We start from the raw sequence: 26,271 nt of genomic DNA, 5'->3' as shown, positions 1-26,271 counted from the left end.
CTCAATTTATTTGTTAAGGGTTTTTCTTTTGAAATTAATCAAATTATTTTTGCTGTGTTTACTCTTCCCGATCAGCAGCTTTGCGGCAACACAATACGTAAGTGACGAACTTTCTATCTACATGCACTCTGGTCCAAGTTTACAATATCGTATTATTGGTACGATTGAAGTAGGTACTGCGGTAGATACATTACAGTATAACGAAAAGACTAAATTCTCACAGGTAAGAACCTCTACAGGTCGTGTTGGTTGGGTAAAAGCATCAGAAATTCAAACTCAACAGCCAGCAAAATCATTACTACCTGCACTACAAAAGAAATATCAAGAGAGCCAGGATAAGCTCAATACGATTAATAGTGAAAATGAAGCGGCTAATGCAGAACAAACGCAAGCAATCATCGATAAAGATAGCTTAATTGCGCAATTAGACAGTGAGAAAAGAGCACTTCGTGACACCATTGCTGATTTAAAAGAGCGTAATATGGAGTTAGATTTACTACAAGACACAAAAGATGAGCGCGTTAAAATGGAATGGTTGATGTACGGAGGAAGTGTTTTATTCTTTGGTATGTTAGTTGGTTTGATTATCCCATTTTTACCACGTCGTAAGAAACGTACGGATAACTGGTAAAAAACTTTTATCCCTAATAAGAAACGCACTTCGGTGCGTTTCTTATTGCTTAAACACCATCCAATAACCCTGAAATTAATGTCGCTATTAACCTTTCCAATCCTGTAAAGACTCAATAGTGAAGCTTTGCCCACCTAAACGGAAAACGCTCTGTTGGGGCAGTATATCCACCAGCTCAATATCCCCCACAAAATCTCCTACTCGCATATCGACACCATTGATTCGGATCCAACGGTCTGCTTCATCACTAGAATACACGTGTGAATCATAACGCATGGTTGGGATTTGCTCCTGAAAACGAATTGGCATTTCATGGATCTCCGATGCAACGACTTCTTCGGGTCCTTGTTCAATAACTTGATCTCTTAATACGCCATTTTTTTCTTCTTCAACAGCTAAAGCAAAGCGCTGTTTCAGTGAGTCAGGCACATTATCTAAATCAATATCCGATAAAACTGTTTGATCTTGTTGCCTTGCATTAATTGCATCTAACTTATCCTGTGCAGTGACCCCATCCTCATTGATTGGCTCAGGCAATGCAGGATCTTGTTCGATAGTCGTCACTGCTGCAGCTGTATCCCAAGAAGGTGCAGGAGCTTGCCTAATTGGCAAAGGGATTGTTTTAAACTGTACTTCACTGACTCGGCTCTCTGACTGCTCAAGAGGCCCTATATTTTTTGTTAAAACAACAGGCTCTGATGCTAATACTTCAGCGACAGGTGTCGCAGTTGGCTCCGAAGTTTGTGAGGCAGGGCGTAACAATAAAAAGATAACTACCCCTAATAATATAGCGATTAAAAGTAATCCGGATACTACCATGACCTTCCAACCGTTATTGGCAATAGGTTCAACTGGTGATGTGACACCTTGCGCTTTACTCTTTTCTAATGCTTTTAAAATGGTCGACATAATGCCTCTATAATAATGACGGAATTTTAGGGTCTAACTGCTGTGCGAGTAGCATTAATGTTTGTTGCCCAGCAATGCCATCTGCAACTAAACCATTATCTTCCTGAAACTCAATAACTTGCTCTTTCAACTTCCAGTCAAAGCGATCTTTCTGTGTATCTGGCAAGCCATATAAACGATTAAGTTGCGCCGCAAGCCACATTACTCGACCACTTTTTTCACCAAATTTTAATGGCTTTGTTATATCAAATGGTGGTTGCCATAATAACGTTAATTCACCGCTCCAGTATTCACTTAACCAATCACGATCTACCTTTATTTTTTGAGTACCAATTAATAACTCAAATTGATCTTCAAAACGATATAAAACGGCGTAGATAATATCTTCATCGGAAGCTAATTCAATCACAGCAGGATAGTTTAACGTGGTTAGCCTATCCAAAGAGGTATTGGTTGATAAACATAATAATGAAGCTCTACTCGCTTGCTCACAATTAGCCCTACTCAACTCAACTTGATAACCCCACACCGCGTATAAAGTTTGCAATGCAGTTGCGAACTCACCTTTAGATAAATCCAGTGCAGGGTAATTATCAAACCAAGATAAGTTATCCTGTATTGGTACTGGCGGCGCAGTTAATACTGGCGAATCAAACACCGCTTGTTCTTGCACTTGTTGTTCAACAGGAATGACACTTAAATGTAATTCACTTACTGTTTCAAAGGCTTGTTCAGGCTGCATTAAATGATGCCAAATTTTCGGAGCCTGATAAACGGTAATCCCAATAAGTGTCACCAGAAATAACACTCGCCAGCCATATTTAAATAAATTTTTGGTACTGTCGGGCTCTAAGCTTAGGTCAATCTCTTTGACTGCTAAATCAACCATACTTGCTGTTACTTTTGGTGTGTTCTGACTAAACGCACAGAGTAAACTACGGTCGCATATAAGATTGATTAAACGAGGAATACCTCGGCTGTATTTAAAGATCCTCTTTAATAGCTTAGTCTCAAAAATAGGGTAGCTGGCACCTGCAACATTAAGGCGATGTTGAATGTAATACTCTGTTTCTTGTAGCGTCAATGGCAATAAGTGATAACGCGCGGTAATGCGCTGAGCAAGCTGACGTAATTGGTTTTCTTTTAGTTTTTGTTGTAGCTCTGTTTGGCCAATAAGAATCACCTGTAACGGTTTTTTATTATTTGATTCAATATTGGTTAACAAACGTAATTGTTCTAATACGGCAAAACTCAAATGCTGTGCTTCATCAATTAAAACAATTGCACTGCGCCCTTTTTCTAGGTTATGTAACATCCAACCACTGATTGCATCAAATAGGCTTTTTAAGCTCGCTCGTTGCTCATCATAGTCAATCTTAAACTGGTCGCAAATAGTTGCTAGAAGCTCTACTTCAGTTTGTGCAGGGTTCAGTACAAAAGCGATATCAGTTTGCTCTGACATATCCTGTAATAATGCACGGCAAACCGTGGTTTTGCCAGTTCCAACCTCACCTGTGAGTAAAACAAAACCACCGTTCCCCTGCAGGCCATACATTAAATGTGCTAATGCCTCTTTGTGTCGATCACTTAAAAATAGAAAATCAGGATCGGGGGAAATGGAGAAGGGTTGCTCTTTCAAAGAAAAGAATTCTTGATACATTTTAAACCTTACGCTCGAGTGGATCCGTGTTCATAAAAACCGAAATAAATAAGCTAATTATTACTATGTTAACACCATATTAAAACATATATCCGTGACAATCATTATTAATGGGACGCACAAGCTTCTGCATCTTTTAATAGTTTGGTTATAATAAGAGTATTGGTGATTAAGGGGATAGATAATGCAGGTGTTTTTGGTCGGTGGTGCAGTAAGAGACAAGTTATTAGATATCGAAGTAAAGGATCGAGATTTTGTTGTCACAAATAGCACGCCAGACAATATGTTAGCAAAAGGTTTTACTCAAGTAGGTAAAGACTTCCCTGTATTTTTACATCCCACAACAGCTGAAGAATACGCATTAGCGCGAACTGAGCGTAAGCAGGGAATTGGCTACACCGGCTTTACTTGTTATGCCGGTGAAGATGTCACCTTAGAGGATGATTTAGCACGCCGAGACCTAACCATCAATGCCATAGCTCAAGCTACGGATGGTGAGTTAATAGACCCCTATAGAGGTCAACAAGATTTAGCTGATAAAGTATTACGCCATATCAGCCCCGCTTTTAGCGAAGATCCACTTCGAGTATTACGTGTTGCACGTTTTGCCGCACGTTTTGCCCAATTAGGTTTTAGTATTGCCCCAGAAACCATGCTGCTCATGTCTGACATAGCGGCAAGTGGTGAATTGCAAAGCTTAACTCCAGAGCGTGTTTGGATAGAGACAGAAAAAGCATTACGTACCGATAGTCCGCAAGTATACTTTCAAGTGTTGCGAGACTGTGGCGCATTAGCAACCCTATTTCCTGAAATCGATAATTTATATGGCGTACCAGCTCCAAAACGTTGGCACCCAGAAATAGATACCGGTATTCATACGTTAATGGTTGTAGAGCAAGCTTGTTTATTATCTGATTCCGTTGCTTTTCGCTTTGCTTGTTTAGTACACGATTTAGGTAAAGCCTTAACCCCTGAAAGTGAATGGCCTAGTCATAAGGGGCATGGTATCAAGGGATTAGCAGTCATTAAGAAGTTCTGTAAACGCTTGAAAGTACCTAATGAATGTCGAGATTTAGCACTCTTAGTGAGCGAGCACCATACTAATATCCACAGCGCTTTTGAGTTACGCGCAAGCACTATGGTGGGCATTATGGATAAGTGTGATGCATGGCGTAAGCCACAACGTTTCCAACAAATGTTGCAGTGTTGTGTGGCTGACTCCAAAGGCAGAACAGGCTTTGAATTATTACCTTACCCTACTGCCGATTATATGTGGCAAGCTTTTCAACAAGCCTTAACAGCGGATATCCAAGCGATTATTAAGCAGGGATTTCAAGGCCAAGAGATCAGAAATAAACTACAACAACAAAGAATTGACTTGGTACAGGACTTTAAAAATAATAACCCCAAACCAACGTAAATATTCGCTTAAGGTTATATTGATTGAAAACTGCAAACGTCCACAAGGCCGTTTGCAATGAGTTAACTCAGCACGTAAAACAATGCCACACCTAGTATCAAACGATATATAACAAAAGGTAACATGCCTACTTTATTCAATAGTATTAAGAAAAAGTGAATACATAAAATGGCACTGATAAAAGAAACACCAGCGCCCAGCATTAAAGCGCCCCAATCTACATATTGATCCGATAAGATAAATTTAAGCAAATCGTATCCAGATGCCATAGAGATAATTGGTACCGACATCAAAAATGAAAATCGTGCTGCGGCATTACGTGTCAGTCCTAGCATCAAACCTGCTGTAATAGTAATACCTGAACGAGACGTACCAGGAATTAGGGCCAAAGCTTGTGCACAACCTAAAAAGATTGCCCCTTTTAACCCTGTTTGATACTCAGTTTTAACCTGTACCGCTTTAGCATCTGCCCACCATAATAACAGGCCAAAAAACACTGTTGTAGCGGCAACTACATAACCGCTGCGTAGATATAATTCGATATAATCTTTACCAAAAAAACCAATCAATGCAGCAGGAATAGTCGCCCAAATAATCCACCAAGCTAATTTGCTATCTGGTGTCGTTTGTTTATGTTTGATCGAGTTACACCAGGCCAATGACATATTGCGTAGGTCTTTATGGAAATAAAGCACAACTGCAGCTAAGGTACCAATGTTCAATACGAGATCAAATGCTAGACCTTGGTCTTGCCACCCTAATAAAACAGAAGGTAGCAATAAGTGTGCAGAACTTGAAATAGGTAAAAACTCAGTTAAACCTTGAATCAAGGCTAGAACGATAACTTCTAAAAAACTCATATTTATCTCTTTTGGTTACTATGATGATAGTGATTCGATGATAACAGGTGGATCCACCTTCCATAATTTCTGTTTATCAGCTGGGTATTGTGACCATAAAGTATGGTAACTAAGCTGCAAAACAGGATGCAATAATGTAGGTGCTAACTCTGCCAACGGTTTTAATACAAATGCATTTAAAGTAATTTCTGCACGAGGGAGATCACGACTATTATCAATGACATCGTCGTATAATAGTAGGTCCAGATCTAATGTTCTTGGTGCATATTTTAATGCTTTTAATGGTCTGCCTAATTGTATTTCTATCGCTTTTAACTGTTTTATCAGCTGTTCGATGGATAAATCACTGGATAGTTCCACCACTAAATTATAAAAGTGGCTTCCTTTAAACCCCACCGCTTCGCTTTCATACACTTTGGATAACCTCAGCTCACCAAATGCTTGTTGTAATGCTTGTATCCCTAAACGAATATTTTCACGTCGATTGATGCTTGACCCCACCCCAATGAAAATATGAGCCATTACTTAGCACCACGCTCGATTTGTACCCCTAAGCTTTGCGCTTTAGGTAGTGCGCCTGGTTTGTGTAACGTTAACTTAATCCAAGGAACTGCAAACTCTTCCATTATTAATGCCGCTACTCGTTCCGCCATGGTTTCAATCAATTCAAACTGGTTTTGTTGAGCAAATTGGCTAACACGCTCTGAAACACTAAAATAATTTAATGCTAGCTTAATATCGTCATTAGCTGCTGCAGGTTTATTATCATGTGCCATCTCTAAATCAAAATAGAGTTTTTGTTGTACACCCTTTTCCCAACCATACACACCAATTGTACTGATCACTTGCAGCTGTTTTATAAAAACGATATCCATATTTCTATCCCATCATTGTATTTTATTTTGATGCCACTACACTTTTTTTTGTTGCGGTTAGCGAGTAGACTCAGATGTTAACCTGAAAATTATAATTGCTCTTGCCACTGACTTTCTTTGTAGACAATATATAATTGACTCGCATTTTACCTTAATAGGATGAAATAAGTACCATGATTATACTGGCAACACTTATTTTTAGCATATCGGCCTATTTTCTTGGTGCAGTAAACGGCGCCATTTTACTGTGTAAGTATAAAGGCTGGCCAGATCCTAGAACACATGGTTCAAAAAATCCTGGTGCAACCAATATGCTACGTATGCATCATGCGCAAGCAGCAAGCCTGGTACTTATCTTTGACCTGTTGAAAGGCACAATCCCTGTTTATCTTGCTTACTTTGTTGGCATTCCACCATTTGCTATTGGCTTTATTGGTATTGCTACCTGTTTAGGTCATATATTCCCGCCCTACTTTAACTTTAAAGGAGGGAAAGCCGTTGCAACCGGACTTGGTACATTATTGCCTTTAGGTATGGATATGACTGGATTAGTTGTGATCACTTGGTTATTAACAGTCGCAATCAGTGGCTATGCTTCTTTAGCCGCGATTATCACCGCCATTGCAGCTCCTGTTTATGTTCATCTCATCAAGCCAGAATTTACCTTACCTGTGTTAATGCTATCGTGCTTAATCATATTGCGACATATCAGTAACATTCGTCGTTTGTTAATAGGCAAAGAGAAAAAAATAGTTAACTGGAAGCAATAATGAATACCAAGATTAACCTATCATTAAGACCATTTATGATAGGATCTAAATAATCGATAAGAAGCGAGAAATTGATCATTTAATTATTTTAATGAAAGGAAAGACTTATGCGTTTATTACACACTATGTTACGTGTTACCGATTTACAAAAATCGATCGATTTTTATCAACAAGTATTAGATATGAAACTATTACGTCAATCAGAAAACACTGAGTATAAATATACACTGGCTTTTCTTGGTTATGGCGATGAAGTGGATACGACAGTGATCGAGTTAACTTATAACTGGGGTACTGACAGCTACGATATGGGTAATGCTTACGGGCATATTGCCATTGAAACCGATGACATTTACGAAACTTGTGAAAAAATCAAAAGCTTAGGCGGTATTATTACTCGTGAGCCAGGGCCAGTAAAAGGTGGTTCAACAGTGATTGCATTTGTTAAAGACCCTGATGGCTATATGATTGAGTTAATTAATAAAAAAGATGCAGGTAAAGGTTTAGGCGAAAGCTAATATCCAAACTACCTACTATAAAAAGGGCTGATAACATCTCATGTTATCAGCCCTTTTTATTAATTATATTTTCACTAAACAACTATTTAGGCAAAAAACCAATACGATCGTAAACCTTAGCTAAAGTCGCTGCAGCACGTTCACGAGCTTTTTCTGCCCCCACTCGAGCCATTGCTTGTAATGCTTGCTCATCTGCACGTAACTCTTTAAAACGAGCTTGTATAGGCTCTAATAAAGTAACAACAGCATCTGCAGTATCTGATTTCAAGTGACCATACATTTTATCTTCATATTCAGGAATCAAACTATCAATTGAACGGTTTGTTGAACATGACAATAAAGTTAATAGATTAGATACCCCTGGTTTTTCAGCAGTATCAAAGTAGATTCGAGCTTGTTCATCAGAATCAGTCGCGGCACTTTTAATTTTTTTCGCTATTTTTTTCGGATCTTCTAATAATGCGATAAAGTTCTTTTCATTATCATCAGACTTAGACATTTTCTTAGTCGGATCTTGTAGACTCATGATACGGGCACCGTGCTCAGGAATAGCTGGCTCAGGTACCACAAAAGTATCGCCATAAGCATTATTAAAACGAGTCGCAATATCACGAGCTAGCTCAAGGTGTTGTTTTTGGTCGCTGCCCACTGGTACATGTTTTGGACCATACAATAAGATATCTGCAGCCATTAATACCGGGTAGCTGTATAGACCAGCATTGATATTAGTAACATTTTTTTGCGACTTATCTTTAAACTGCGTCATACGATTTAACTCACCCATTTGTGTATGACAGTTTAAAATCCAAGATAATTCAGCATGTTCAGGTACTTGCGATTGAATAAACATGGTACTTTTTTGTGGGTCAATACCCACTGCTTGATACATTGCTAAGCCATCATAGATCGCGTTACGTAATGCTTTAGGGTCTTGACGAACCGTAATAGCATGTAGGTCAACCAAACAGAATAGACAATCATTGGTTTCTTGCATCACTACCCATTGGCGTAACGCACCCATGTAGTTACCAATCGTTAAGCCGCCTGATGGCTGGCATCCACTTAATACAACGGGTTTAGTCATTTTTACTTTCCTTCATTGCTCTTACAGCAATGTTAATAATTCATCGAAATGATTAACAATATAATCTGGGTTAATCTGTGCAATCGGCTCGCCAAAGTTGTAACCATAAGTTAAGGCGATGGTAGATACCTTGGCATTCTGTCCGGCTAAAATGTCATTACGTGAATCACCAATCATAACCGTCTCTGAAGCACCAATATTGAAGTGCTCACAAGCATATTCAACTTGCATAGGATCTGGCTTATTACGCGCTAATGTATCGCCACCAAGTAGGAGATCAAAACATCGGTTAATACCAAAGTAGGCAAGTAAATCAGGTAAGAATTTTTCAGCTTTATTAGTAATGAGTGCAATCTTATAACCTTTGTCTTGCAGTTTAAATAAGGTGCTTTTTACCGCTGGGTATAAGCCAGACTCCGTATTTAAAAATTGCTGATAATATCCCTCGAAAATACTCACTGCATTAGCGAGTACGTCCTGAGAAAAATCATTACCGTTGACATGCTGTAAGCAACGTTCAACCATTTTAGGAATACCATCCCCTACCCAAGTTTTTACCACTAGATCATTAACATGAGGTAAAGATAACTCTTCTAACATAGCATTTAAGGATAAACGCAGGTCAGGAACACTATTAACTAGTGTCCCATCAAGATCAAAACAGATTAATTTAATATCAGTAAGTTGAGTCATAATCAGTAATTTATTTTACTTCAGCCAGTTGCTCACGCATTTCATCAATGACTGCTTTGTAATCAGGTTGATTAAAGATAGCTGAACCTGCAACAAACATATCTGCACCCGCTTCTGCAATCTCTTTGATATTATCTGTTTTAACGCCACCATCAACTTCTAAGCGGATATCACGACCACTTGCATCGATTAATTTACGTACTTGACGTAATTTTTCTAGTGTATGAGGAATAAATGATTGTCCACCAAAACCAGGATTTACAGACATTAATAGCACGACATCTAATTTATCCATGACATGTGTTAGTTCTTCTAAAGAAGTGGCAGGATTTAATACTAGACCTGCTTTGCAACCGTAAGACTTGATAAGTTGTAATGAACGATCCACATGTTTAGATGCTTCAGGGTGGAAAGTGATAATAGAAGCTCCTGCTTCTGCAAACTGAACTATCATACTATCTACTGGTTCAACCATTAAGTGAACATCAATAGGTGCAGTGATACCATAGTCACGAAGCGCTTTACACACCATTGGACCAATTGTTAGGTTAGGTACGTAGTGGTTATCCATTACGTCAAAATGCACCACATCAGCGCCATCAGCTAATACTTTTTTAACATCATCACCCAAACGAGCAAAGTCTGCAGAAAGGATTGAAGGTGCGATTAAATAGTCTGTCATAATGGTCTGTTCCTAAATAGAAATAAGCTAAAGTATGAGTGCGTTATTCTACCTAAGCAGGGACTAACACACTAATTTTTATTTGCGATGTTTGCGTTTGATTTCGTTTTAGCTGGAAAAAAAGCAAATAACTCGGCGACAGGTTTACGGTCAGTCGACTTGCTACTGATAGTACGAGATACAAATATTTTATCGCACTCAGCATCACGGTATAACTCCTGAGTTAACGTTGTATCGTGATTGCTTAATAACACTGCTGCTTTACTTTCACGCGCCAACTTAGCTAATTGAGCTTGATCATCCAAACTAAAACCTTGCGTTGCGTAACTAGTAAAAGAAGCACTTTTACTTAAAGGCACGTATGGTGGATCACAATACAACACATCGCTATCACGCAAATACAAAAATAGTTTTTGATATGGTTTACAAGTAAAAGTGGCTTTTTTCGCTTTTTCAGCAAAAAACAGCAGTTCGCTTTCAGGAAAGTATGGTTGTTTATAGCGTCCAAAAGGCACGTTAAACCCACCACTTTTATTATAACGGCATAAGCCATTGTAGCCGTGACGATTCATGTATAAGAACAATAATGAACGAAGATAAACGTCATCACTTTTATTAAATTTTTCACGTAATTGGTAATAAACCTCTTCCTGATTATATTTTGCTTGAAAATATACTTTAGCATCTCGGATAAACTGTTTAGGTTTACGCTTGATAATTTTATACATTTCAATTAAATCAGGATTAATATCATTCAGTACATACTCATCGAAATCGCTGTTTAAAAACACTGAGCCAGCACCAACAAAGGGTTCTATTAATCTATTAGCTTTTGGTAAGCGTGCATTAATTTGTTCAGTTAAGGTAAACTTCCCACCAGCCCATTTTAAAAAGGCTCTATTTTTTTTATTCATTATTTAACCGCAAATCATTGTGTACTGCTTGCCATGACTTTATCCAAGTAGGCATACCTGCAAATGCTCTTGGCAAGTTTTTAATTGCCAAGTTTGCAGATGCTTTTGATGTGTATTCACCATAAACGACAACAAACAAAGGTTTATTGTTACGGATAGTTTGATAGGTAAATACATTTTCTGTTGAACCAAACTTCCGCTTAAAATCTGCTAAATAAGATCGCGTCGACATAGCCGAAATTTGTATTGTTAAGTTGCTAGGTTTTTTACTCAATAAAACCCTGGGAGCTGTCAGTAAACTATCTGTTGATCGCGTTATTTCAGGTTGAGGCTGATTCTGTGTTGTCACATTTTCAACCTCTTCAGTATTCTCTATCACTGCTTGTTTAGTGATTTCAGATTTTTCTTTTATCTGCGCTTGCAGTTGTTCCGCAACACTACTTTCTGCAGCCTCAACTTGAGTATTTGATTTCAATAATGGTGGTATAGCATGTTCCTGCATTGCTTGAGGCGCTTCTTCCATTTCATTATTCGGCTGTTCAACAAGTACAGATAACTCTATTAATTGATCATTAGAGATAACCACCCGCTGTTCTGTTTCATCGGATAAGCCCACCAGACTTTCATTATCATCAATATCTAAGTCAAAGCTAGACCACCCACCAGCCAGTGGCTCAGAAATTGAGCTTGATTGAAGATTTGATTCCGTTTCAAATTCAGGGAGAACTTGTTCCGCTACCTCAGGTACATCGTTCTGGGGCTGTTGCACCGGAATAAACTTAGGATACAAATAGACTCCAAGTGCCGAGACAATAGCAACCAATGACAGCATTAATAACGCAGCTGGTAGCCATGTTTTAGCCCAAGCATGTTTATCTTGTTTAAAGCCTCCCTGACTAAGCTCTTCTGCTAATAAAATAATCTTTTTCGGGTTGCCTGCACAGAGATGTAATTGATGATTTAACGCATCTTGATGTTGTAATTTAGCCTCATAGCCCATTTGTTGGAAATTATGCACTAACAATGCCGTTGCCTCTTGGATTGTTAAAGCAGGCAAGACTAGCTCTAAACGATTAACTCGATGACTTAATCTTTCAACTAGATGTGAATCTAAATAACTTAAAAAGTGCTTAGTTGATGCAGGATCCACTAATAACATGACATTAACCGTCGTCTCTTCAGTTAATTCAAAGGACGCTAATAATTCACATAACTCAATCAAAAAATCCGTTGGTAATAGATGTGCATTATCAAGAATCAACAACCGATTTTGCGGTTGACTAAACTCTTCTTGTAAACGCTCTACTGAATCAACTAGTTTGTCCTGGGCATTAAATAAAGCACGGTCAAATAACTGCTCAATCACTTTTTGTCTTAATACCGGAACAGTAGCGACATTAGATAAAGACAGATAAACCTGTTTTAAGTCGGGAGGTAAAGTATTAGATAAGTTTTCAGTCAGTGTCGTTTTACCAGATCCGGTTTCTCCGGTGATAAAAATAAGAGATGAAGATAAATAGATATGGTGTTGCAGCCGCTCTAAAAGCTGCAACTGTGAAGGAAGCGAAATAAGCGTTCTTTCGACCATAATAGATTAAGATTCTATTACATCGCGAAGCACAATCTCACTCACATTATCAAATAATGCACTGGTACCAATAGACGTTGGTAATACTAAACGCAGTTTCCCATCCAACACTTTTTTATCTAACTGCATATGCTCAGCAAAATGCTTGTATTGCATGTTTTCTGGTGCTGCTAACGGTAGATCAAAAGCTTCAATTAAATCGATAATACGATCGACATCATCGTGCTCAATTAAGCCTAAAACAAAAGATGTTTCAGCGGCTAATACCATACCCGCAGCGACGGCTTCACCGTGTAACCAATTACCATAACCTTGCTCAGCTTCAATGGCATGACCAAAGGTATGTCCTAGATTTAATAATGCACGGATACCATGCTCTTTCTCATCTAATGCAACCACTTCGGCTTTAATTGCACAACAACGTTTCAACATATAAATAATAGACGTTGGGTCTAACGATTTAATCGCTTCGATATTTTGTTCAAGCCATTGGAAAAACTCTTGATCGTATATAATGCCGTACTTAATGACTTCTGCCATACCTGCTGCAAACTCACGTGCAGGTAAGGTTTTTAAGCACTCAATATCAATCACAACAGCCTGTGGTTGATAAAATGCACCAATCATATTTTTACCTAGAGGATGATTCACTGCAGTTTTACCACCAACAGAAGAATCAACTTGAGATAATAACGTGGTTGGTATTTGTACAAAGGCAATACCACGTTGATAACATGCAGCAGCAAAGCCTGCCATGTCTCCAATCACACCACCACCTAGTGCAATAATAGTAGTATCACGAGCATGTTTTTTGGCTAATAATTCACTTAAAATGATTTCAAAAGTGCTTAGGTTTTTATGTTGCTCGCCATCCGGTAAAATTACGTCATCTATTTGATAGTCTTTTAATGTATTTTTACAAGCTTCTAAATAGAGCGGAGCAACAACATCATTAGTCACAATCATGACTTTTTTACCTTTTATCGCACTGCTTAACAAGCCAGTATCTGATAGGAGGTGTGAACCTATCGAGATAGGGTAACTACGATCACCTAGATCAACGAGTAACTTTTCCATTAAAAATCCAATAAAGCTATAATTTGACTAGCAACAACTTTGGCACTTTGCTCATCAGTTTCAATAGTGTAATCCGCAGCTTCTTCGTAAAGTGCATTACGTTTTTCAGCAAGTGTTTCTAATACTGATTGTGGATCATCTGTTTGTAGAAGTGGTCGACGTTTGTCTTTTAATGTTCTTGCTAATTGCTTTTGTACGCTTGTTTTTAAATAAACAACAATACCACGAGCAGATAAGTGCGTTCTGTTTTCTTGACGAATAACGGCACCACCACCTGTTGCTAAAACAATACCATGTTTTTTAGTCAGCTCGTCTAACATCTCTTGTTCACGGTTTCTAAAACCTTCTTCGCCTTCGACATCAAACACCCAAGCGATATCAGCGCCTGTTTTGCGTTCAATTTCACTATCTGAATCAAGGAAGTCTAAGTGCAGCATTTGTGCTAGTTGACGGCCAATTGTGCTTTTACCAGCCCCCATTGGGCCAATTAAAAATATATTACGCTGTTCTGCCATGTTGAATTTTTACTCAAGTGGTTGATTATTGGGAAGCCCCTTAAAAATTAAAGAGAAGTGCCTTATTATCGCAATTGTTAACAATATATTGCAAGCCATAAAAAAAGAAGCCCGAAGATAAACTTCAGGCTTTTTGAATAACTTAAGAAAAATCTAACTTAGTATTTTGTTTGCATCACAATACGTGGTGTAACAAAAATGAGTAGCTCTGATTTTGTATTGTCAGTAACCGAGTTTCTAAAAAAGTAACCTAAATAAGGAATGTCACCTAAGACTGGCACCTTACTGATCGTATCTGAGATTTGTTGTTGGTAGATACCACCTAAAACAAGGGTTTCACCATTATCAACTAACACTTGAGTTTGTATCTCTTGTGTATCAATAGATACTGACTCACCATCACTAGTTGTTACCGTTTCACCAACAGAGTCCTGTGTGATAACTAAATCTAAGATCAATTTGTTATCCGGCGTTATCTGTGGTGTTACTTGTAAGCTTAATACTGCTTTTTCAAAGCTCACCGTCGTTGCACCTGATGAAGAAGATTCAACATATGGAATTTCGGTACCTTGCTCAATATAAGCAGTTTGTTGGTTAAGCGTTGTAATACGAGGACTCGCAATAATCTCCGCTTTACTCTCTTGCTCTAACGCTGATAACTCTAAATCTAGAATATTACCATTAGCTAACGTTGCGATTTGGAAGCCTAATGTACCCGCTGATGAAGCAACTGGTAGATTTACATCTAGCGTATTCAATCTTGAATCAGAACTTGCAGAGTCTGTATCTAGCCCCCAACTTACCCCTAAGTCTTCTGCAACAGAATCACTAACAGTAACCATACGCGCTTCAATAACGACTTGGCGAACAGCAACATCTAATACTTCGATAATTTCTTTAACAGAATCAATCACCGCAGCAGTATCTTTAATCAATAGAATATTAGTTCGCGTATCTACTGTTACATTACCGCGTTCAGAAAGTAAGCTTGCACTCTGACCAGATAATAATGCAGCGATAGTTTCAGCTTTTGCGTAATTAATTTGAATAAACTCTGAATATAATGGAGCTAACGCAGCAACCTCATTGTTAGACTCTAATTGCTGACGCTCAGAAGCTGCTAGTTCGGATGCAGGAGCAACCATTAATACGTTACCATCCATACGCTTACCTAAACCACGTACTTTTAGGATAATATCTAATGCCTGTTCCCATGGAACATCATCTAAACGCAATGTAATATTACCGCTTACAGAGTCAGTAATAACTAAGTTAAAACCATTAAAATCAGCAATTAACTGTAACACTGTACGTACAGGAATATCTTGGAAGTTAAGCGAGATAGCCTTACCTTCATATGGCGCATCAGCTTCATCTTCAGGTTTCTTAGACACTTCAATCATGAATAAGGTATCTAGTTGATCGTAGCGATAGTTGTATTCGTCTTTGATGTTGAAAACAAAACGCGTTGTACCATCTTCACGAAAGGTCTCAATTTTATTCACAGTCGTGGCAAAATCGACCACATCCATGATGTATAAGAAATCATCAGGAATAAATGTACTTTGAAATTCTACAATAAGCTGTTGGTCGCGGCGTTTAATATCGACAGCAACGCTAGAGTTATCTAGATAAACAAATAATTTACCTTGGCCTTCAGATCCGCGTTTAAAATCGATATCTGCGATGGTATTAACATAGCCTTTAGGACGTTCAATTAATGCTGCTTTACGTGCTTTTTCAGCCGCTTCACTTAATGTATTTTGTGCAGTTTGATCACCAGATTCTTGCATGATTGCAGCTGCAATCGCTGATTCAGATTCTGTAGCAGCAGATTTTTGTTGAGTATCCCCGAAACGGACTACTAAATTCTTACCTTGCTCCGCAACATAATAAGGCATTAGCTCTTCAATATTGATAGTTAAACGTAACCCTTCGCTCATACGTTCAGCTTCAACGGTTTTAACACCATTTTTATCAATGGTAATAGGGTTTAACTCAAGCAAAGAGCTCGCGTCCGCGACATCAATAACCAGTTTATTTGGGCGATAATTTAATTTATCAGTATAACTGCTGATGGCTTCATTAAATTCAAACTTTAATTCAAACTTCCCTTCTGAAAGAGGATTAACGTTTAATTTAACCAATTGCGACTCGGCAACTGCAAAAGGAGATAAAATGAGCAAAAGGCTACTAATACTCAACAGCGCAATTTGCTTTATATTTAATAATTTCATGATTTCCGTTTCATCCCTGATTAACTTTATTTTGAGACTAATTTAATCTGTGTAAGCCGTTCTTCCCAACAACCATTTTTATCTGGTGCGAGCTCCAACAGATCAATTTGTTCTTTATTTATTTTTAGTACTTTTCCGTAATTTAACCCTAAATAATTTCCTGGCTTAACACGATGTACTTCACTACCAGATATTTGTACTAACGCCCATAATTGATCGTCCTTAAGTAAGGTGCCACGCATTTGCATTTGCCCTAATGAATACATCTCAAGCGCCTGTTTTTTACGTTCAAAATTTGGTTGAGGGCAACTTTTAGGAGTATCCTTTACTTCTGCAATGACTTCAAGCTTAGGTTGAGAAAAAGGATTCCTTCCATCTGCCTGTGTAAAGTTAAGAGTGTCGATTTTTTTCAGTGTAGGCACTTCATTTTTCACAGGATAAACTTTAGATTTCGTATCAACAACAAACTGATTCAAGTCTTCGAGGTTTGCCTCAGAACAAGAAAAAAGTAAAAAAACCAGAGGTAAAGGTAATAAATTTTTCATTATTTATGTCCTTTGTATTGGTAAGTTTTTGCAACAATATCAAGCATTAAGGTATTTTCATCATTATGCTTTAATCGTAAATTATCTAATATCACAATACGGGGTAAAGCTGCGATGTCTGCAGAAAACTTACCTAATTGCTCATAGGTACCTACCACTTTAATACTTATTGGAACTTCCTCTGCTAACTCTAATTGTTTTTTTACACCCCAGTTAAGGCTTTTAAATTGCAACCCGTTATTTGCACCAATAAAACCAATATCATCTAATAAACTAGCAAGTTCTTTTTTGGTTGGTAATTTATTCACTAATCCAGCTAATATTACCTCAATTTCAGTCATTTGTTCTCGATATGCTTCAAGGTTTGAAGATAATGCAGCTTTGACTTTAAATTCATTTTTAAGTGCTAACTCTTTTGCTTCGACTTTATCTAATTGCTTAAGCTGATCTTCAATAACATAATAATAAAAACCACCAATCAACAAAATACAAACAATCGCAATCACCACTGTTTTATGCAATTTAGGCCAACTGCCTACATTATCGAAATCCATATCATTAATATGCATGATTATTTCCCGTCTTCATCTTCAGGTAGAACAATAAAGTTCATCGAAAAATTATATAACTTGATAGGCTCTGTTGGCCCACTCACAATGGAAGGTAGCGCAGCGTCACCTAACCAACCTGAACTATCAACATTTCTTAGCATATTACTTACTTGTCCTGTTGAATCAGATAACCCTCTAACATCTGCTTTTCCTTTATCAAAGGTGATAGAGTTTGTATAAACACCTGGAGGAGTTACTTCAGGTAACGTATTAAAAAACCTTGTAATCGTATTTCGCTGCTCTTCAAGCTGTTGAATTAAATTAATACGTCGAACCAATTCAGCTTTTTGTTTTTTAATATCACTGATTTCAGCAATACGACGATCTAGAATGATAGTCTCTGTTTGTAAATATTGATTCCTTTCATTTTGTGCATTAATTAAGGAGTCTACATACATTTTTCCAGCATAAGATAAACCTAATGCCACCAAGGCACTAATAGCCAATATAATAAAGAAGGCTGTTTTCTTCTGCTTTTTATAATTCTCGCGCCATGGCAGTAAGTTAATATTCGACATTATGAAACGCCTCTTAATGCTAACCCGAGAGCCATCATATATTTAGCCCCAGATTCTTTTAATAATTTATTTTCTTCTTCGCTTTTACATTCAAGTGCCAGCGATGGGTCGGCAATTTCTACTTCAAATTCAAGCTCTTCTTGCAATTGTTTTGCTAAAGGCTTCATCAACACACCACCGCCTGTCAGAATAAGCTTCTGCACATCAACATTATTAGGTGCATTAGTAAACATGCGTAAGTCAAAGCGTAAGTGATTAACAGTCATATTAACAAAAGGAGTAATCACATCGACTTCGGCATCAACAGGAAGGTCCTCATTAATTTTAGCTTGTTCAGCTTCTTGAATTGGCATGCCATAACGCTCCGAGAGCATTTGACTACAAAGCCCTCCACCGTGACTTTTACTACGGGTAAAAATGACATTCCCCTGATATAAGATATTCAGCATCATTTGCGAGGCACCAATATCAACTACTGCAACGCCTCGATTGTAATCATCAGAGGTCATAATCACCTCTGCTGACCGTGCTAAAGCATGGCTGGCAATATCTACAATCGTTGTTTTTAATCCACTATTATCAACACATTGAGCTTGGGACAAAACTCGCTCTTTCCGAGCAGCACTCACTAAAATGTCATTTAATGATTTATCATTTTCGCTAGGCCCCATCACTTCAAAATCAATAAATATCTCATCCAATGGGAAAGGGATGCTATTCTCGACTTCAATTTCAACACGAGATTCTAAGTCTAGTTCATCTAATGAAGCGTTCATTTTCATGACTTTAGTAATGACATCAGATCCAGTGACTGCAATCGCAACATTTTTAAGACTAGAAGGGAAGCTGTGGCGAATTTGTTTAAGAATAGCGGTGATTTTATCCACTTCTTCAAAGCGATTATCAACGATCAACCCTTTTGCTACTGGCGCCTCAGCGATACCGTCAACGCGATACGTTCCTTGTCCTTTTGAGATCGCAATGGCTTTTATTGAACTTGACCCAAAATCAATGCCAATAACGCTGCGAGAACCTAATTTTTTCAATCCAAAAAACATAATTTCCTTGCTACCTATAGCTATAATAAATAATTTTTTAAATTAGTGTATGATGATAATAAGTTTAATTTCGATAACTTCCAAGCCGATAAGTCACAGTTCGCTCTTTAACTCATAATTTATCACTATATACTACATACCCTATATATCTAACATAAAAGTGACTTAGTCACGATACCGATGGAATTATTTAAATATGATGAAATGGCTCAAGAGACTTTTTTTAGTTGCTATTATATTGACTTTTATTGGCGTAGCCGCAGTATTTGTCATTTATTATCAACTTAAGTCTGACCTACCTGATGTTACTAGTATCCAAGATATACCTCTACAAGTACCAATGAAAGTATTAAGTAAAGATGGAGAGCTCATTTCTCAATTTGGTGAAAAGCGACGTATCCCATTATTACGCAAAGAAATTCCAGATCAACTAGTAAATGCATTTATTGCAACAGAAGATAGTCGTTTTTACCAACATGTAGGTATGGATCCAATCGGAATATTGCGTGCAGCGAGTGTTTACATCATGTCAGGTAGTGCGAAACAAGGAGCAAGTACGATCACCCAACAGGTTGCACGAAACTTCTTTTTAAGCAATGAAAAGACAATTCTTCGTAAAGTTCGTGAAATATTTATCGCAATACAGATAGAGCAGATTTTAACAAAAGATGAAATATTAATGCTGTATCTTAATAAGATTGCATTAGGACATCGCTCTTTTGGTGTTGGCGCAGCAGCACAAGTTTACTTCGGCAAAAACGTATCTGATTTAACATTATCTGAAATGGCCGTACTAGCCGGCTTACCTAAAGCCCCATCTCGTTTAAACCCTATCTATTCAGTAGAAAATGCAACAGAACGACGCAATCTTGTGTTAATGCGGATGTTAGATGAAGGGTATATTTCGCAAAAAGAATATGAAGATGCACGTAATGAGGTGGTGTTGAGTCGCTATCATGGTGCAGAAATCACATTATCAGCACATTATGTCGCAGAAATAGCACGTAATAAACTGATTGAACTGTATGGCAAAGATAGAAGCTATAACGAAGGCTTTAATGTTTACACCACTATTACCAGGGAAGCACAACAAGCAGCAAATGAAGCTGTTATTGAAAACTCCCATAACTACGATATGCGACACGGTTACCGTGGTCCAACAAAAGTATTGTGGGAAGAAGGTGAAACAGCTTGGTCTACAGAAAAGATTGCTAAGACATTAGCTCAAGAAACTAACTTCGGTAAGTTACAACCCGCTGTTGTAATGGCAGTAAAAGACAAAAGTATTGAAGTACTAATCAAAGGTCAAGCAGAACAAAAATCAACCATTGAATGGGATGGATTAAGCTGGGCTCGATCTTTCATAAGCGATTCAAGACAAGGTTTGCCACCGAAAAAAGCGGCCGACATTGTTAAAGTAGGTGAACAGATCTGGGTACGTCAAATTGACGTGACTAAAGATAATAAAGTAACAAAACAACTACAATTATCACAATACCCAGCGGTTAGCTCTGCATTTGTATCTTTAAACCCACAGGATGGTGCCATTACCTCATTAGTTGGTGGGTATAGCTTTGTGCAAAGTAAGTTTAATCGTGCAACACAAGCAAAGCGTCAAGTAGGCTCTAACATTAAACCATTCATTTATTCAGCCGCTTTAGATAATGGTTATACCTTAGCAACTTTGGTTAATGATACCCCGATTAACCAATGGAGTGGCAGTGCAGCATGGCGTCCCAAAAATTCTCCTGCAGTCTATGCAGGGCCAATTCGCTTACGCCAAGCACTAGGACAATCTAAAAATGTTGTCTCAGTACGTTTAGTTGAAGATTTAGGGTTAACCACTGTCATTGACCAACTGACTAAATTTGGTTTTAATGAAAATGATATGCCAAGAAGTAACTCGATTGCTTTAGGTTCAGCATCAATGACACCTATCGATTTAGCAACTGGTTACGCCATTATTGCTAACGGCGGTTACAAAGTAGAACCTTATATTATTGAACGCATTGAAGATGCATACGGTACTGTTTTATATCAAGCAGAACCTAAAATTGCTTGTCCAAAATGTGCTGAAGAATATCAAGCACAAGCTTCAGCAATCGCGGCTAATCCATTAGCGACTAAAACAGTTAATGACCATAATGCAGAAGTCTGCGCAATCTCTCCTGTAAGCCGCTCACAAATAGCTGAATCAGCAATTTCTCCTGATACTGCATTTTTAGTTCGAGAGCTATTACGTACGGCTGTATGGGGTGGCGGTAATAGGAAAAATAAAACTAACTGGAATGGTACTGGTTGGCGAGCAGCACGTGCAATCGGTAGACAAGACATGGGCGGTAAAACAGGTACCACTAATGACTCAAAAGATGCTTGGTTCTCTGGTTTTGTAGGTAACATGGTAGCCACTTCCTGGGTAGGTTTTGATGACTTTAATCGAGAACTAGGTCGCGCAGCTTACAATAATAATCTAGGCAGGAACCAGGTAGCAGGCGGGGAATTCGGTGGTAGAACGGCATCACCAGCATGGAACATGTTCATGAGTAAGGTAATGAAAGATAAACCTGAGTATAAACCTGAGCGTCCAGCCTCTATTTCAACAGTGCGAATCGATGCGGCTACTGGGTTATTATCCACAGCAACAGATGAATCAACGTTATTTGAGTTCTTCAGAGCAGATCATATCCCAACAGATTATGTACCAGAACCTATTTATGGGAGTTCAGACTCGCAAACAGGCGGGACTATCTATGATGATGAGCTATTTTAAATAGCGACCGTTAACAGTAACTGAAAAGCTTACAATGTATAGTTGTAAGCTTTTTACTATTTTGATTAATAGTCACGGCATTCAATGGTACGTTATGTATCAACACTACTTATTTAACATTACGAGGCAGCTATGAGTAATTCATCACCAATTTTACCAACTATATTAAGTAAGAGTGTTGCCGCATGCAGTCGTTTTTTTAAAATTGAAACATTACAACTTAAATTCAGTAACGGTGAACAGCGGGAATTTGAACGCATGAAAAGTAGCACACAAGGTGCTGTATTAGTGGTTCCTTTTTATGACGAAGACACTATTCTCTTAATTCGTGAGTACGCTGCTGGTACTCATAGCTATGAATTAGGCTTTCCAAAAGGTCTCATTGACCCAGGTGAAACACCTATGGAAGCAGCTAATAGAGAACTTAAAGAAGAAGTGGGTTATGGTGCAAAGGAGTTTACTGAGTTAAGAAAAGTGGTGATGGCACCGAGTTACTTTAGCAGTGAAATGACCTTATTTATGGCTAAAAATTTATACTCAGAACGCTTAGTCGGTGACGAGCCTGAGCCATTAGAAGTGATCAAATGGCCAATTAGTAAAGTAGATGAGTTATTGAATAGAGATGACTTTCAAGAAGCACGTTGTATCAGTGCTCTATTATGGGTTATGAAAAACTATCGATAAATTTAATGGGCAGCATCATCTAAACTGCCCACATATTCACCTACAAAACTGACCTTAAAATAATCTATTTAAACCATTTAAAGCTGCCACTCGGTATGCCTCAGCCATGGTTGGATAGTTGAATGTAGTACGTACAAAGTATTCAATGGTGTTACCTGCCCCTTCTTGCTCCATGATGGCCTGTCCAATGTGAATGATTTCCGCCGCTCTTTCGCCAAAGCAATGAATACCTAAAATTTCTTTGCTTTCACGATGAAATAAGATCTTCAAACTACCCACGTCAGAGCCAAGAATTTGTGAACGTGCTAAATCCTTAAATTGCGCTCGACCAACTTCATAAGGGACTTTTTGTTGAGTCAACATTTGTTCCGTTTTACCCACTGAACTGATCTCAGGAATAGTAAAAATACCCGTTGGGATGTCTTTAATTAGCTTTTTATTACCTTCACGTGTAATGATTAAGTTGGCGGCAATACGTCCTTGATCATAAGCGGCACTAGCTAAACTTGGATAACCAATTACATCACCAACAGCATAGATGTTATCCACAGCGGTTTGATAATGCTCGTTAATCGCTAATTGACCTCGCCCATCGGGTGTTAAACCAACTGCTTCAAGGTTTAATAAGTCAGTATTACCGGTACGACCATTTGCATAGAGTAAACAATCTGCTTTCATTTTTTTACCAGACTTAAAGTGAATAACCACACCTTCTGCTGTAGCTTCTACTTTTTTATACTCTTCATCGTGACGAAGAATAATGCCTGAATTTCTAAAGTGATAAGACAAAGCATCGGACATCTCGGCATCTAAAAAAGATAGCAACCTATCTCGAGTATTAATTAAATCAGTTTTAACACTTAAGCCTCTAAAAATAGAAGCGTATTCACAACCAATAACACCCGCACCATAAATAACAATATTTTTAGGCTGATAATCCAATGACAAAATAGTGTCACTATCATAAATATTGGCGGCTTCAAAATTAATATCAGTAGGGTGATAAGGCCTAGATCCAGTAGCAATAATGATATCTTGTGCAGTAATGATTTCCACAGAACCATCTAGATTTTTAACTTTGATGGAGTGGTTATCAACAAAAGATGCTTCGCCAAAATGTAATGTACAGTTATTACGATTATAAAAGCTACTGCGCATCTTAACTTGCTGACCAATCACTTGCTGAGTATGGCGAAGTACATCGGCAAAGGTAAAAACATGCTTTTGTGGGTAGTTATTAGTAAATAACGCGTTATTTTTTAATTCAATCAATTGCGTAACACTATGTCGCAATGCTTTCGAAGGTATGGTTCCCCAATGAGTACAACCACCGCCAATATCTCTATATTTTTCAACAACAGCTACACGTTTACCCGCCTTTGCTAGCTTCATTGCAGAGCCTTCACCGCCGGGGCCAGTACCAATAACAATTGCATCATAATCATAATTTACAGTAGCGGCTTTTGGACTTTTTGGTGTAGACATTAGACAACCTCAAATAGGAAATAAAAGTTATATTAACAATTTGATAGCATTTGTCACACATTCTTACAACAATTCGCGCGTAGGGTAAAATTTTTAGAACAACTTCAAGATCAGGTGCTAAGCTCTCACCATCGTTATAAAAAACAAGAAATAGGCATGGGTTCATGCTATTTTTAGATTTCAGATAGCCAAATTCTAGGAGTGATAAAATGCAAGAGAGCAACATATCGGTTAAATGGTTAATTTATACTTTTTTAATAGGTTTATCGGCCAACGCCTGTTTCTCTATTTTAACAATCTCACAAGTGACTTTTTCTCTTTTTCCATTTGTTACTTTGTTTTTCTCTATCAGTCACTTTTATCGTTTATATATCCATGAAGCGAATAATGAAACCAGTATTCGCCCTGCTTGGGCTGCATTTTTTATTGGCATTTTCTCTTATGCCGCTTTTACTGGTGCCTTATACCCAGAGCTAGGATCTAACTTCCTGTCTATTACTATCACACTCATATTGGCAATTTGGCTAATGTATAAAATGATGTTTGGTGATAAGCACTACTCTGCATAATTTTTATCAAAAGGTAATACTATGGAATATATTACGCGTGACATATCGCAGTCTAAAAAAATTGCGTTAGTTGCACACGACCACATGAAAGATCTACTGATTAACTGGGCTGACAAACGCAAAGATCAGTTAACAAAACATGATCTTTATGCAACAGGCACCACTGGTGTTTTATTACAAAAAAAGACTGGCTTGCCAATTCAATGTTTATTATCTGGTCCAATGGGTGGTGATCAACAACTAGGTGCAAAAATAGCCGAAGGCAACCTAGACCTATTAATCTTTTTCTGGGACCCAATGAATGCAGTACCTCATGATACTGATGTAAAAGCATTATTGCGTTTAGCGGCAGTATGGAATATTCCTATTGCAACTAATATCGCCACTGCCGACTTTATTATGGATTCGTATCATATCGATAAAGTCTACGCGACACGCATTCCTGATTATGCAGGTTACCTACGAGAACGAACTACTTAAGGAGTGAGCATGCAAAGCTTAACAGATCTCTATATTTATCCAATTAAGTCCACTAAAGGTATTCAGTTACCTCAAACATTTGTTGAGGAAAAAGGCTTAACTAACGATAGGCGTTATATGTTAGTAGATCTTGATGGCAAGTTTATTACTGGTCGTACTCACCCACAATTGACACAGGTTACTATAGAATTTTCTAAAAAAGGGTTGTTAGTGAGCGCACCAAAGCAACCCAGTATTTATATTCAACCAGAGCATTTCACTGAGCAGATGCAAAAAGTAGAGGTTTGGGCTGATAATATGCAAGCTCAACATTGCCACCCTGATTATGATCAGTGGTTTTCAACTTACTTAAAGCAAGATTGCCAACTGGTTTATTTTTCAGAAAATACCACTCGCTGTGTTAAAAACCGCACCACTCAAGTTTCCTTTGCTGATGGTTATCCGCTTTTGTTAATCAATCAAGCATCTGTAGATGAGCTTAATACTCATTTAAATAAGCCAGTAACAGCCCTGCACTTCCGTCCTAATCTTATTGTTAAGGGAGAATCGGCTTTTATTGAAGATACCTGGTTACGCATTAAAATTGGCGAAGTTGAGTTTGAAGTCAGTAAACCTTGTTCACGCTGTAACTTTACTAATGTAGATCCTTTAACCGGTGTGCCAGACTTAGAACAACCTTTGAAGACACTGGCTGGTTTCCGCTTCCATGATGGTGATATTGATTTTGGGCAGAATTTAATCCCACTTAACGAAGGAGTGATCTGCGCTGGTGATAGTGTTCAAGTACTAGAAACCCAACAACCTCCACAATACACCTCCATGTTAGGCGAAGAAAAACTAAGCCATAAAGCCATTCAGATATATTTTTCAAAATCAGATATCAAAGTGGCAGGTAACGATAACGGTTTATTATTAGAACAAGCTGAAGCCGCTGGTATTAATATTCCTTTTTCCTGCCGTGGTGGTAAATGTGGGCGCTGTAAAACTAAATTACTATCAGGTGAAGTAAAAGTACTGAATAACCAAGGTCTGTTTAAAGAAGAGATAGAAGACGGTTATGTGTTAGCTTGTAGTTGTATTCCCAAGACTGATATCAGTATAGAACATTAATCTGTAAG

Annotated in this window: 27 protein-coding genes; 9 read left to right on the top strand and 18 right to left on the bottom strand. The window is 38.0% G+C overall.

The window, feature by feature from the left end; all coding sequences use genetic code 11:
• Positions 1 to 28: 28 nt before the first annotated feature.
• Positions 29 to 631: a TIGR04211 family SH3 domain-containing protein gene (locus AC0L3W_RS14710; protein ID WP_290040147.1), complete on the top strand. Its 603-nt coding sequence runs from the start codon at positions 29 to 31 to the stop codon at positions 629 to 631.
• An 87-nt stretch (positions 632 to 718) separates the two neighbouring features.
• Here AC0L3W_RS14710 and AC0L3W_RS14705 read toward each other — a convergent pair whose 3' ends face one another.
• Both AC0L3W_RS14705 and AC0L3W_RS14700 read right to left on the bottom strand, forming a co-directional pair.
• On the bottom strand, positions 719 to 1,540 hold the full coding sequence (locus AC0L3W_RS14705; protein WP_409440202.1) for a general secretion pathway protein GspB: 822 nt from the start codon (positions 1,538 to 1,540) through the stop codon (positions 719 to 721).
• Between the two features lie 7 nt (positions 1,541 to 1,547).
• Positions 1,548 to 3,200: an AAA family ATPase gene (locus AC0L3W_RS14700; protein WP_409440203.1), complete on the bottom strand. Its 1,653-nt coding sequence runs from the start codon at positions 3,198 to 3,200 to the stop codon at positions 1,548 to 1,550.
• Positions 3,201 to 3,384: 184 nt separating this feature from the next.
• Here AC0L3W_RS14700 and AC0L3W_RS14695 point away from each other — a divergent pair, with 184 nt between their 5' ends.
• Positions 3,385 to 4,620 carry a multifunctional CCA addition/repair protein gene (locus tag AC0L3W_RS14695; RefSeq protein WP_409440204.1) on the top strand — a complete coding sequence of 412 codons (1,236 nt, stop codon included), beginning with the start codon at positions 3,385 to 3,387 and terminating at the stop codon, positions 4,618 to 4,620.
• A gap of 62 nt (positions 4,621 to 4,682) precedes the next feature.
• On the opposite strand, the gene AC0L3W_RS14690 is transcribed toward AC0L3W_RS14695, so the two are convergent.
• From AC0L3W_RS14690 to folB, 3 genes are read right to left on the bottom strand one after another with little or no spacing between them, the layout of a single operon-like run.
• Positions 4,683 to 5,480: an undecaprenyl-diphosphate phosphatase gene (locus AC0L3W_RS14690; RefSeq protein WP_409440205.1), complete on the bottom strand. Its 798-nt coding sequence runs from the start codon at positions 5,478 to 5,480 to the stop codon at positions 4,683 to 4,685.
• 18 nt (positions 5,481 to 5,498) lie between these two features.
• Positions 5,499 to 6,002 (bottom strand): 2-amino-4-hydroxy-6-hydroxymethyldihydropteridine diphosphokinase, encoded by a 504-nt coding sequence (folK, locus tag AC0L3W_RS14685; RefSeq protein WP_409440206.1) that lies wholly within the window; start codon positions 6,000 to 6,002, stop codon positions 5,499 to 5,501.
• Positions 6,002 to 6,355: a dihydroneopterin aldolase gene (folB, locus tag AC0L3W_RS14680; RefSeq protein WP_290040137.1), complete on the bottom strand. Its 354-nt coding sequence runs from the start codon at positions 6,353 to 6,355 to the stop codon at positions 6,002 to 6,004. Before folB ends, folK begins: the two co-directional genes overlap by 1 nt.
• Positions 6,356 to 6,528: 173 nt before the next feature.
• Between folB and plsY the strand changes: the two genes are divergently transcribed.
• Both plsY and gloA read left to right on the top strand, forming a co-directional pair.
• Positions 6,529 to 7,125, top strand: coding sequence for a glycerol-3-phosphate 1-O-acyltransferase PlsY (gene plsY / locus AC0L3W_RS14675; RefSeq protein ID WP_290040136.1), 597 nt, complete (start codon positions 6,529 to 6,531; stop codon positions 7,123 to 7,125).
• A 107-nt stretch (positions 7,126 to 7,232) separates the two neighbouring features.
• Positions 7,233 to 7,643: a lactoylglutathione lyase gene (gene gloA / locus AC0L3W_RS14670; protein WP_290040134.1), complete on the top strand. Its 411-nt coding sequence runs from the start codon at positions 7,233 to 7,235 to the stop codon at positions 7,641 to 7,643.
• 82 nt (positions 7,644 to 7,725) lie between these two features.
• Here gloA and trpS read toward each other — a convergent pair whose 3' ends face one another.
• The 12 genes from trpS to pilM form a co-directional block, all read right to left on the bottom strand.
• Positions 7,726 to 8,727, bottom strand: coding sequence for a tryptophan--tRNA ligase (gene trpS, locus AC0L3W_RS14665; protein ID WP_290040132.1), 1,002 nt, complete (start codon positions 8,725 to 8,727; stop codon positions 7,726 to 7,728).
• Between the two features lie 21 nt (positions 8,728 to 8,748).
• A complete protein-coding gene (locus AC0L3W_RS14660; RefSeq protein ID WP_290040130.1) occupies positions 8,749 to 9,420 on the bottom strand; it encodes a phosphoglycolate phosphatase in 672 nt (223 codons plus the stop codon).
• Between the two features lie 10 nt (positions 9,421 to 9,430).
• Positions 9,431 to 10,102, bottom strand: a complete 672-nt coding sequence (gene rpe, locus AC0L3W_RS14655) for a ribulose-phosphate 3-epimerase (protein ID WP_290040128.1) — start codon at positions 10,100 to 10,102, stop codon at positions 9,431 to 9,433.
• Positions 10,103 to 10,173: 71 nt separating this feature from the next.
• Positions 10,174 to 11,016 carry a Dam family site-specific DNA-(adenine-N6)-methyltransferase gene (locus AC0L3W_RS14650; protein WP_290040127.1) on the bottom strand — a complete coding sequence of 281 codons (843 nt, stop codon included), beginning with the start codon at positions 11,014 to 11,016 and terminating at the stop codon, positions 10,174 to 10,176.
• Positions 11,009 to 12,604, bottom strand: coding sequence for an AAA family ATPase (locus AC0L3W_RS14645; RefSeq protein WP_409440207.1), 1,596 nt, complete (start codon positions 12,602 to 12,604; stop codon positions 11,009 to 11,011). The genes AC0L3W_RS14650 and AC0L3W_RS14645 overlap by 8 nt, the downstream gene beginning before the upstream one ends.
• 6 nt (positions 12,605 to 12,610) lie before the next feature.
• Positions 12,611 to 13,681 (bottom strand): 3-dehydroquinate synthase, encoded by a 1,071-nt coding sequence (aroB, locus tag AC0L3W_RS14640; protein WP_290040124.1) that lies wholly within the window; start codon positions 13,679 to 13,681, stop codon positions 12,611 to 12,613.
• Positions 13,681 to 14,196 (bottom strand): shikimate kinase AroK, encoded by a 516-nt coding sequence (aroK, locus tag AC0L3W_RS14635; RefSeq protein ID WP_113819341.1) that lies wholly within the window; start codon positions 14,194 to 14,196, stop codon positions 13,681 to 13,683. Before aroK ends, aroB begins: the two co-directional genes overlap by 1 nt.
• A gap of 158 nt (positions 14,197 to 14,354) precedes the next feature.
• Positions 14,355 to 16,433, bottom strand: a complete 2,079-nt coding sequence (locus AC0L3W_RS14630) for a type IV pilus secretin PilQ (RefSeq protein WP_290040123.1) — start codon at positions 16,431 to 16,433, stop codon at positions 14,355 to 14,357.
• A 26-nt stretch (positions 16,434 to 16,459) separates the two neighbouring features.
• On the bottom strand, positions 16,460 to 16,978 hold the full coding sequence (locus AC0L3W_RS14625; RefSeq protein WP_290040122.1) for a pilus assembly protein PilP: 519 nt from the start codon (positions 16,976 to 16,978) through the stop codon (positions 16,460 to 16,462).
• On the bottom strand, positions 16,978 to 17,547 hold the full coding sequence (locus tag AC0L3W_RS14620) for a type IV pilus inner membrane component PilO (protein WP_290040121.1): 570 nt from the start codon (positions 17,545 to 17,547) through the stop codon (positions 16,978 to 16,980). Before AC0L3W_RS14620 ends, AC0L3W_RS14625 begins: the two co-directional genes overlap by 1 nt.
• Before the next feature lie 2 nt (positions 17,548 to 17,549).
• Positions 17,550 to 18,107: a PilN domain-containing protein gene (locus tag AC0L3W_RS14615; RefSeq protein ID WP_290040120.1), complete on the bottom strand. Its 558-nt coding sequence runs from the start codon at positions 18,105 to 18,107 to the stop codon at positions 17,550 to 17,552.
• On the bottom strand, positions 18,107 to 19,165 hold the full coding sequence (pilM, locus tag AC0L3W_RS14610) for a type IV pilus assembly protein PilM (protein ID WP_290040119.1): 1,059 nt from the start codon (positions 19,163 to 19,165) through the stop codon (positions 18,107 to 18,109). Before pilM ends, AC0L3W_RS14615 begins: the two co-directional genes overlap by 1 nt.
• Before the next feature lie 199 nt (positions 19,166 to 19,364).
• Between pilM and AC0L3W_RS14605 the strand changes: the two genes are divergently transcribed.
• Positions 19,365 to 21,935, top strand: a complete 2,571-nt coding sequence (locus tag AC0L3W_RS14605; protein WP_409440397.1) for a penicillin-binding protein 1A — start codon at positions 19,365 to 19,367, stop codon at positions 21,933 to 21,935.
• A gap of 132 nt (positions 21,936 to 22,067) precedes the next feature.
• On the top strand, positions 22,068 to 22,619 hold the full coding sequence (gene nudE, locus AC0L3W_RS14600) for an ADP compounds hydrolase NudE (RefSeq protein WP_290040117.1): 552 nt from the start codon (positions 22,068 to 22,070) through the stop codon (positions 22,617 to 22,619).
• A 54-nt stretch (positions 22,620 to 22,673) separates the two neighbouring features.
• On the opposite strand, the gene sthA is transcribed toward nudE, so the two are convergent.
• Entirely contained in the window at positions 22,674 to 24,104 is a 1,431-nt protein-coding gene (gene sthA, locus AC0L3W_RS14595; RefSeq protein ID WP_409440208.1) for a Si-specific NAD(P)(+) transhydrogenase, read from the bottom strand.
• 209 nt (positions 24,105 to 24,313) lie between these two features.
• Between sthA and AC0L3W_RS14590 the strand changes: the two genes are divergently transcribed.
• From AC0L3W_RS14590 to AC0L3W_RS14580, 3 genes are read left to right on the top strand one after another with little or no spacing between them, the layout of a single operon-like run.
• Entirely contained in the window at positions 24,314 to 24,673 is a 360-nt protein-coding gene (locus AC0L3W_RS14590) for a YijD family membrane protein (protein WP_290040115.1), read from the top strand.
• Between the two features lie 21 nt (positions 24,674 to 24,694).
• Positions 24,695 to 25,153: a methylglyoxal synthase gene (locus tag AC0L3W_RS14585; protein WP_290040114.1), complete on the top strand. Its 459-nt coding sequence runs from the start codon at positions 24,695 to 24,697 to the stop codon at positions 25,151 to 25,153.
• A gap of 9 nt (positions 25,154 to 25,162) precedes the next feature.
• Positions 25,163 to 26,263, top strand: coding sequence for a YcbX family protein (locus tag AC0L3W_RS14580; RefSeq protein ID WP_409440209.1), 1,101 nt, complete (start codon positions 25,163 to 25,165; stop codon positions 26,261 to 26,263).
• Positions 26,264 to 26,271: the final 8 nt, after the last annotated feature.

The organism is Psychromonas sp. KJ10-5, from assembly GCF_055808325.1.
The sequence above is the reverse complement of the archived record's forward strand: the minus strand, read 5'-3'. Positions and strand labels throughout refer to the sequence as shown.

What these genes read in the sequence shown, in the direction of transcription:
- AC0L3W_RS14690 (WP_409440205.1), bottom strand. Translation starts at nt 5,480, where the DNA reads ATGAGTTTTTTAGAAGTTATCGTTCTAGCCTTGATTCAAGGTTTAACT.
- aroB (WP_290040124.1), bottom strand. Translation starts at nt 13,681, where the DNA reads ATGGAAAAGTTACTCGTTGATCTAGGTGATCGTAGTTACCCTATCTCG.
- sthA (WP_409440208.1), bottom strand. Translation starts at nt 24,104, where the DNA reads ATGTCTACACCAAAAAGTCCAAAAGCCGCTACTGTAAATTATGATTAT.
- AC0L3W_RS14695 (WP_409440204.1), top strand. Translation starts at nt 3,385, where the DNA reads ATGCAGGTGTTTTTGGTCGGTGGTGCAGTAAGAGACAAGTTATTAGAT.
- nudE (WP_290040117.1), top strand. Translation starts at nt 22,068, where the DNA reads ATGAGTAATTCATCACCAATTTTACCAACTATATTAAGTAAGAGTGTT.
- AC0L3W_RS14705 (WP_409440202.1), bottom strand. Translation starts at nt 1,540, where the DNA reads ATGTCGACCATTTTAAAAGCATTAGAAAAGAGTAAAGCGCAAGGTGTC.
- AC0L3W_RS14605 (WP_409440397.1), top strand. Translation starts at nt 19,365, where the DNA reads ATGAAATGGCTCAAGAGACTTTTTTTAGTTGCTATTATATTGACTTTT.
- AC0L3W_RS14700 (WP_409440203.1), bottom strand. Translation starts at nt 3,200, where the DNA reads ATGTATCAAGAATTCTTTTCTTTGAAAGAGCAACCCTTCTCCATTTCC.
- plsY (WP_290040136.1), top strand. Translation starts at nt 6,529, where the DNA reads ATGATTATACTGGCAACACTTATTTTTAGCATATCGGCCTATTTTCTT.
- folB (WP_290040137.1), bottom strand. Translation starts at nt 6,355, where the DNA reads ATGGATATCGTTTTTATAAAACAGCTGCAAGTGATCAGTACAATTGGT.
- AC0L3W_RS14630 (WP_290040123.1), bottom strand. Translation starts at nt 16,433, where the DNA reads ATGAAATTATTAAATATAAAGCAAATTGCGCTGTTGAGTATTAGTAGC.
- AC0L3W_RS14585 (WP_290040114.1), top strand. Translation starts at nt 24,695, where the DNA reads ATGGAATATATTACGCGTGACATATCGCAGTCTAAAAAAATTGCGTTA.
- AC0L3W_RS14660 (WP_290040130.1), bottom strand. Translation starts at nt 9,420, where the DNA reads ATGACTCAACTTACTGATATTAAATTAATCTGTTTTGATCTTGATGGG.
- aroK (WP_113819341.1), bottom strand. Translation starts at nt 14,196, where the DNA reads ATGGCAGAACAGCGTAATATATTTTTAATTGGCCCAATGGGGGCTGGT.
- AC0L3W_RS14645 (WP_409440207.1), bottom strand. Translation starts at nt 12,604, where the DNA reads ATGGTCGAAAGAACGCTTATTTCGCTTCCTTCACAGTTGCAGCTTTTA.
- AC0L3W_RS14590 (WP_290040115.1), top strand. Translation starts at nt 24,314, where the DNA reads ATGCAAGAGAGCAACATATCGGTTAAATGGTTAATTTATACTTTTTTA.
- AC0L3W_RS14650 (WP_290040127.1), bottom strand. Translation starts at nt 11,016, where the DNA reads ATGAATAAAAAAAATAGAGCCTTTTTAAAATGGGCTGGTGGGAAGTTT.
- AC0L3W_RS14615 (WP_290040120.1), bottom strand. Translation starts at nt 18,107, where the DNA reads ATGTCGAATATTAACTTACTGCCATGGCGCGAGAATTATAAAAAGCAG.
- AC0L3W_RS14620 (WP_290040121.1), bottom strand. Translation starts at nt 17,547, where the DNA reads ATGCATATTAATGATATGGATTTCGATAATGTAGGCAGTTGGCCTAAA.
- folK (WP_409440206.1), bottom strand. Translation starts at nt 6,002, where the DNA reads ATGGCTCATATTTTCATTGGGGTGGGGTCAAGCATCAATCGACGTGAA.
- gloA (WP_290040134.1), top strand. Translation starts at nt 7,233, where the DNA reads ATGCGTTTATTACACACTATGTTACGTGTTACCGATTTACAAAAATCG.
- AC0L3W_RS14580 (WP_409440209.1), top strand. Translation starts at nt 25,163, where the DNA reads ATGCAAAGCTTAACAGATCTCTATATTTATCCAATTAAGTCCACTAAA.
- pilM (WP_290040119.1), bottom strand. Translation starts at nt 19,165, where the DNA reads ATGTTTTTTGGATTGAAAAAATTAGGTTCTCGCAGCGTTATTGGCATT.
- trpS (WP_290040132.1), bottom strand. Translation starts at nt 8,727, where the DNA reads ATGACTAAACCCGTTGTATTAAGTGGATGCCAGCCATCAGGCGGCTTA.
- rpe (WP_290040128.1), bottom strand. Translation starts at nt 10,102, where the DNA reads ATGACAGACTATTTAATCGCACCTTCAATCCTTTCTGCAGACTTTGCT.
- AC0L3W_RS14625 (WP_290040122.1), bottom strand. Translation starts at nt 16,978, where the DNA reads ATGAAAAATTTATTACCTTTACCTCTGGTTTTTTTACTTTTTTCTTGT.